Below are 6,804 nucleotides of genomic sequence, written 5' to 3'. Positions count from 1 at the left end.
GCCGACATTTCCGACATTGATCATCGCGCAGACCGTCACACGTCGTAAAAACCTGAACCGACCACGCCCCCAACAGGACGTGGTCGGTTTTTTGATTTCAATCGGTCATCGGACCAGACGGCGTCTCAGCGTCTCTTCAGGCCGAATTTGATCGGCCCCTACGGCGGAATGGCGTTCGGGAACCGCGACTACTGCGCCGCATCCCAGTCGGATGTCTCTTCGCTTAACTCCTCAGGACGGGCCGCTGCGGAATTGCCCGATGAGAATTCCATCTCATCGAGTTCAAACCGGGCATCGCGCAGGTTCTGCTCTCCCAGGCCGGCGGCGTCGTCATGGAAGTCTGCGGTGACCACTTGTGAGCGCCGGGGTTCCAGGTCTACATCCATGTCGATGTGCTGCGTGGCATTCACCTGCCGGATGGGGGACGATTCGCGACGCGGAGTATTCATGGGGGTGTCGTCGGCAAGAGCCGTATCCGGAAGCGTCTGGGCAACCAGGTTCTGGCTGGGGTTCCGCTTCTGAAGTTCTGCCAGTGCTTTCGCGGCATTCTTCAGGTTGGGATCGAGCGTTAATGCTTCCGTATAGCGATCCTCGGCCAGTTCAAGCTGGCCTCGCTCTGCGTGAATATAGGCCATGCAGGCGAGTGACTCGGCGGGGGTGTTCACTCGGCTCAGCAGTCCCATGCACTCGTTCATCTTGCCGTTTAATCCCAGAACCAGAGCCAGGTTATTCGTCGACCGTGGATCGTTAGGACTGTGACGAAGCGCTTCTCGCAACACCACCTCGGCTTCAGCGAGATTCTTCGTCAGATAGTAGGTGTAGCCCATGTCTGCCAGCAGCCTGACATTGGTCGGATCGAGCGACTGAGCCTGGCTATAGTAACTTTGAGCTTCGGTATACCGTTCCAGCTTCGTACTCACGACACCCAGACGATGCAGGTAGTCAGGATTTCTGGGGTGTTTTTCGTGCAGGTCGAGATAGATCTCGCGAGCACCTTCGTAATCGCCTTGTCGCTCCATGTCGTTCGCCGTCACGTATTGCCCGGCAATTTGATCATGGTAGGCTTGCAGCCGACTCGGGGTCGCGGTGGGAGACAAGGTCGAGACACAGCCGCATTGCAGGAAGAATCCCATGGCGACAGAGGTGATTGCGACAATCCGCATGGCCAAAATCCTTGCTGCAGGGAAGGGACCGCGGGGTGACTCGGTTGATAGGGAGATCAACAGAAATGAGTGCGAGACCGGCCCAGGTCCAGTTTCACTAGTTCGGTTGCACGGTCTGGCGGGCTTGAGTCAAATTTGCGGCGGACAGAAGATTTTCTCAAGTTTTTCACGCGACTCGTCTTTGTGGCATGCCGGGCCTCGTCTCGCCCCAAGCGTCATCGCGTGCAGGGCAGTCCGGAATTTTTCCGGCTCAGTCCCACATCCGACTTCTCGGGGGTAAGATCCTGATCGACTCACATCGATCAATTTTGTTCAATCCCATGATTTCACCTCAGGAGGAGTCATCACATGTCAGATTCGCAACTGCCAGACGCAACTCACGGTTTCAGTCGGCGGAAGGTTCTCGGATCGGCAATCGCTGCCGCTGGCGCCGCGACGGCGGTCATGCGTGGACCCTGGGGAATGGCCACTGCCGCTGAACCGGCGGCCACCGGGGTCACCCGCGGGAAACGCTATGCAATGAAGAAGTCGATCAATCTCTGGGCGTTTCCCTACCCCGAGAAAATGTCGCTCGAACAATGTCTTCGCCTGGCGAAAGATGCAGGCTTTGATGGGATCGAACTGAACTACGATCTGGACAGCGAACTCTCGCCCAAGTCGGGTACGGCCGAGTTCACCAAAATCCGTCAACTGGCGGACAAGATCGGGATTGCGATCAGCGGCCTGTGTTCGTTCCTCTTCTGGCCCTATCCGCTCACAAGCAACGACCCCGCCAAGCGCGCCCGTGCCATGGAACTCGCGGGGCTCATGACCAAGGCCGCGCATGATCTGGGAACCGAGAATCTGCTGGTGGTTCCCGGAGCCGTCCATATTCCCTGGCGTACGGACTATGAACCGGTCGCGAATGATGTCTGTGATCAGCGCGCGAAAGAAGCGATCGGGAAGCTGCTGCCGACCGCCGAGAAACTGAAGATTCACATGAACATCGAGAACATCTTCTTCAACGGTTATCTGATGACCCCGATGGAGATGGCGGCCTTCGTCGATGGATTCCAGTCCGAGTACCTGCAGGTCCATTTTGATACCGGGAACATCATGCAGTACCAGTTCCCCGAGCACTGGATTGCGTATCTCGGGAAGCGGATTCGAAACGTCCATCTGAAGGAATTTACGAAGAAGGGGACTGATTCGTCGCTGGAAGCATTCCGCCCACTGCTGGACGGTACGACCAACTGGCCTGCGGTCCTCGACGCACTCGAAGCCACCGGCTACGACCGCTATCTGACGTTCGAATACTTCCACCCTTACCAGTACTGGCCCGAAGCCCTGGTCTATCAGACCGGCGATTCCCTGGATCGCATGCTCGGCAAGAAGTAGGCGATGTCCGTCACGCTCGAACGGAATCACGATTTGCCAGGTCGCTCGGACGAGAAGAGGGACTGAGTCTCAATGCTCGCCGAGCGCCTCGCTGTCGTTTCGAGCAGACAGGCGGACCAGTGTTTTCAGGCGGATGTTCTCACCCATGAACAGGGCTGACACAGCCGATGGACCCCGGGTGCAGTAGTGCGCATCCGGACGGGACGAAGAGGATTCGTAAACGTCGAATTTCTGATTTGTCTAGATGCTGTTCACAGTTATGCTCGATGTTTTGTTGATCGGACTTCAGTGGACGATGGCTCGCAGTGCATCGCGGCTTGCGGCGTTTTCCTGGGGCTTCGGGAGCGTCTCCTTGTTCTTCGGAGTGTTCATTATCATCGGGTGCTTCTATCCGCCTGCTCAAAAAGCAACTGAAGCAGTACGAGTTTATGCAGCGGCCTCGAATCGATTGAAGGTTCCACTTGAGAAAGTCTGTGCTCAAATTCCCTTCCAGCACGACACTGCCATTCGAGCCCGTCCCCGGTTTTCATCCGATTGTTAGCCATGCCGGTAGTCTCGGCCACCCGTTGAGGAGATTCAGCAAGAGATCCCAGCTCGCCGGAAACTTGGTCCGCCTCGCCACCGCGCCAGCATGACTGACAGCAATGCGTTGAAATAGGCTGAAGGTACAAGCGTTCGTGGATGGCGTGACGATTTCCTGAGACCGTTCGAGAAGCCTCCCAGATCAAGTTGGCCTGGTGTCTTGATCGCGATCGTGAGCTGGGATTCATCGATCAATCGACGACGAATCTTGTTTCGAACGGCGGCCATTCGCCGACGAACGTGTGGCCGCCGAAGAACAGAGGACCGATGTGCGCTCTGTCGCAGGGGCGATCGAGACAATCGGGAAACCGATCCAGCGCCAACATCTCCGCAAGGACCCTGGCCTCCGTGTTGTCTCTCTTGCGAGTGTTTTGAGCAATCAATCACCCGACAACTGATGGCTGGGCGCGTCCCAAGCTTCATTCACACTCCCGCATCGTCATCTGCCAATGAACGGCCTCGGACACCTCCAGGCGGCAGTATCAATCACGACCGGCTCCGTAATTCTCATATTCTCTCAAATTCTTTGAGATTCTTTGAGACAAACAGCTGTCAATTCTCGCTCAAAAGTGAGAGGTGGAAGTGTGCATGGCGATGTCGATCGAGATCACGCGCCGAAAGCTTTTGAGAGGAGTGATTTCGGTGTTTTCAGATTCACTTCGCGATCGCACGAATCGACACGTGTTTGAGGACTCGCCGCAGAGCAACACGGACACGACCGAATTATTGAACAATTGTCGAGAGAAAAGCTTCTATGTTTCGGACCGCAGGGAATACGAGTTTTGTTGGTGGATTAATGAGTGCAATGACTAATTGCTGTTTTTCAAGGGATTCGAAGATGCGCGCGTCGACAGGCATGATCGTCACTGGCCTCACCATCATATCATTCATCTCATCGCTCAGTGGCAACCCTGTTCATGCGGGGCCAGTGACATACGGAGGAATGTACGTTCACGGAACTGGGGTCAGCCCCATGACAGACAGCGAGGGCAACCTGATAGCGAACCCTGAGTACAATTCGAGGCAGACTTTCTATGAGTCCAATACGGGCCTTTCAAAATCCGATAGCTTGACGAGCTACACCATGACGTACGAGGGAATAAAGGGTGTCAACGCAGCTACTTCCATCGTGTCCAGAAACGGGAATTTAGGAGTGTATGCGGCGACGAGCGGGCCAGCTCCCTCCGTGGCGAGGAGTGGCGTCTCTTGGAGTGACAGCGTTCAACTCGTGCCGCCTTCCGTGGGCGGACATCGCTTAAGCGACAGCCTGATATTCAACTTCAGGATTGAAGGCCAACTCGAAACAAGAGCTCCGGAATTCGGATACGGTGGGAGTCAAATTACAGCGACCCTGTTCGACCAGGAGTATTTTAATTCGCTGAAGACGAACGTTGATGATCCTGGAGATAAGACACTTGTAATCAGAGACGATGTGGGCAGCCGATTAAGATTGACCGACGGCTATGCTAATTTCCAGTATTCTCTCGATGTTCTGTCGCAGTCTGGTTTGGGAAGTGCCAGTGGTGACTTTATCAACACAATGACCCTGAAGTCGATTACCTTTGCCGACGGCACTACTCCGGAAAGTTATGGTTATTCCCTGATCTTCGGTTCAGGCATGGTGTCTCCCAACGTGTCCGCTGTCCCTGAACCGTCAACTCTCGCTCTTGTCGGGTTGGGCGGAGTTGGCGTCGCCATCTCTGCCTATCGTCGACGCCGGATCGCTGCCTAGATCGCTCTCAGTTGAGTGTGGTGCCCCGCAAAGCACGATTCACAGAGTAAAACTCTTGTTTCAACGCGACGCGTCTGTGCAACACGGACTCACCATTGACCAATGATCGCCAAAAGACGCTCCGCGAAGGGCGTCTTTTCTTTTGCCTCCTCACCCAAGAGGGCGCCACGATATGGCGGCGCCGCACTTGCGAAAGACGCCTGAAGACGCTGTCTACGGACTGATTCTCTGGTCACCGACTTTGGGCGCGAGCCACAGCCGCACGGTTCCATTATGAAGAGCAGCGGCAAGCACTTGGCCATCAGGTGAAAACGCAATCTGGTTGACCGAGTGTGGCAAGTCCGAGAAAGTCAGAACCTCTTGTCGTGATGCGACGTGCCACAAGTGTATTGCCCGGTCATCCCCCGCAACACCAAAAATGCGTCCGTCAGGTGAAAAGGCCACCGATCGAATATTCACTCCAGGGTAAGTGTGTTCAAACCAGATTTGTCGGGTTGGGATGTGCATCAGCTTGAAGGTGCCGAATTTTGATCCGTACAGCAACAGTTCTCCTGCTCCCAGGGATTTGACAATCGGCATCGATGAAGGCACACCCTGTGCCGTCAACTGAGGCCAAATCAAACTTGCAGGAGACAAAGCCAGACAATTGATCTCCGAATTGATGGTACGGAGTTTTTCGGAATTTCCAGTAGGTTGCCAGACGACGATGTTTCCGTCTGCACTCCCTTCGATAATTGTGTTGGATTCCGAAAATGCGATGGCACGGACGACGCCTCCGTCACGATCAAAAGTCCCCTTGAGGGTTCCCTCGGGAACGCTCCACAATCGAATCACTCGATCGCGACCTGCGCTCGCCAGTGACTGACCGTCTGGCGAGAACGCCAGAGCTCGAAGATCGTGGGTGTGACCCTTTAAGATCGCATGGACGCTGAGCGGCTGTGCCTTCCAGATGATCACCTCATCGTCATAGCTGCCGGTAGCAATCCAACGTCCATCCGGCGAAACAGCGATGCAGGAGACAAGAGCCTGATGCTCTCGCGAGCTGGTGATTTCCTCAAATGTCTTCATGTTCCAGGCACGCAGGCAGGAATCATCACCGACGGTATAGAGCGTTTTGCCCTCGGGAGCGAAGGCAAGTCCCCACGCCTCGGTTGGTCGATGACCAGGGAGATCGTGATAGGGGACCGGCGTCTCAGGACGCCAAAGACTCAGTCGACCACTCGACTCGCCGATGACCCAGGTGGACGAAGGTTCGTGAAAGCGAGTTGTTTGAATCTCCTGATAGGCCGGGTAGCCGCTCGATTGGAGGCTATTCAGTGAGGTACTCCAGAGCCTGAAGTCTGCACGAAAAGAGTCCGACGCATTGGCTGGATTGCTGGCTCCTGAAGTCGCCTTTGCTGCGACTTTCACATAGGTGCCAAACCCGAGAGATTTCCCCTTCGCATCGAACGACAATCCGGTGCCGATTTCGGAGAGATTGGGAACCGCTCCGATCAGTCGTCGATTGGGCCAATCCCACAGTTCAACACGAGGTGGAAAGTGAGTCGAAAGTGCGAGCTGCTGACCATCAGGGGAAAAGGTGAGTGAGAGGCCAATCCCAGGTTCCCATTCCTTGACGTATTCACAGGGGCCAAATTTTGCGGGGACTGATAAGCGGTCCAATGGCTCACCGTCGATCCCATGCAGCCTGACCCGAAGGAGTCGATGCTGCATTCGCGCTTGGTCGCTCAAAGAACCCTGATGAAGACAAATGGCCAGTTCAGCATGGTCGGGGGAGACGGCAATCGCCCGCGTTCCACTGTTGGGCAGTGCCAGGGAATCCATGCTTTCGACATGATGGAAGTGTCCCGAGTCGAAGTTCCAGATACTCACCCGAGATCGGCGGAGACCGCTTTTGTCGATGTTGTCGCTTGCGATCACACCCCACGTCCCGTCAGGCGAAATGGCAAT

The 6,804-nt window shown here is 55.4% G+C and carries 4 protein-coding genes; 2 read left to right on the top strand and 2 right to left on the bottom strand.

All coding sequences use genetic code 11. The features are described 5' to 3' along the window. Positions 1 to 188: 188 nt before the first annotated feature. Complete coding sequence (locus VGE80_RS02225; RefSeq protein ID WP_440591520.1) at positions 189 to 1,163, bottom strand: tetratricopeptide repeat protein; 975 nt, start codon at positions 1,161 to 1,163, stop codon at positions 189 to 191. A gap of 462 nt (positions 1,164 to 1,625) precedes the next feature. On the opposite strand from VGE80_RS02225, the gene VGE80_RS02220 reads away from it, so the two are divergent. Together VGE80_RS02220 and VGE80_RS02215 are read left to right on the top strand one after the other, a co-directional pair. Continuing rightward, positions 1,626 to 2,540 carry a sugar phosphate isomerase/epimerase family protein gene (locus VGE80_RS02220; RefSeq protein ID WP_373653822.1) on the top strand — a complete coding sequence of 305 codons (915 nt, stop codon included), beginning with the start codon at positions 1,626 to 1,628 and terminating at the stop codon, positions 2,538 to 2,540. 1,336 nt (positions 2,541 to 3,876) lie between these two features. Continuing rightward, positions 3,877 to 4,854 (top strand): PEP-CTERM sorting domain-containing protein, encoded by a 978-nt coding sequence (locus tag VGE80_RS02215; protein WP_440591519.1) that lies wholly within the window; start codon positions 3,877 to 3,879, stop codon positions 4,852 to 4,854. A gap of 213 nt (positions 4,855 to 5,067) precedes the next feature. Here VGE80_RS02215 and VGE80_RS02210 read toward each other — a convergent pair. Next, positions 5,068 to 6,804: WD40 repeat domain-containing protein (locus VGE80_RS02210; RefSeq protein ID WP_440591518.1), on the bottom strand; the 1,737-nt coding region annotated here is incomplete at its 5' end.

Source organism: Schlesneria sp. (genome assembly GCF_036405755.1).
Classification (GTDB): domain Bacteria; phylum Planctomycetota; class Planctomycetia; order Planctomycetales; family Planctomycetaceae; genus Schlesneria; species Schlesneria sphaerica.
The sequence above is the reverse complement of the archived record's forward strand: the minus strand, read 5'-3'. Positions and strand labels throughout refer to the sequence as shown.

Excerpts from the sequence above, each read along its gene's own strand:
- VGE80_RS02225 (WP_440591520.1), bottom strand. The coding sequence starts at position 1,163 with ATGCGGATTGTCGCAATCACCTCTGTCGCCATGGGATTCTTCCTGCAA.
- VGE80_RS02220 (WP_373653822.1), top strand. The coding sequence starts at position 1,626 with ATGGCCACTGCCGCTGAACCGGCGGCCACCGGGGTCACCCGCGGGAAA.
- VGE80_RS02215 (WP_440591519.1), top strand. The coding sequence starts at position 3,877 with ATGTTTCGGACCGCAGGGAATACGAGTTTTGTTGGTGGATTAATGAGT.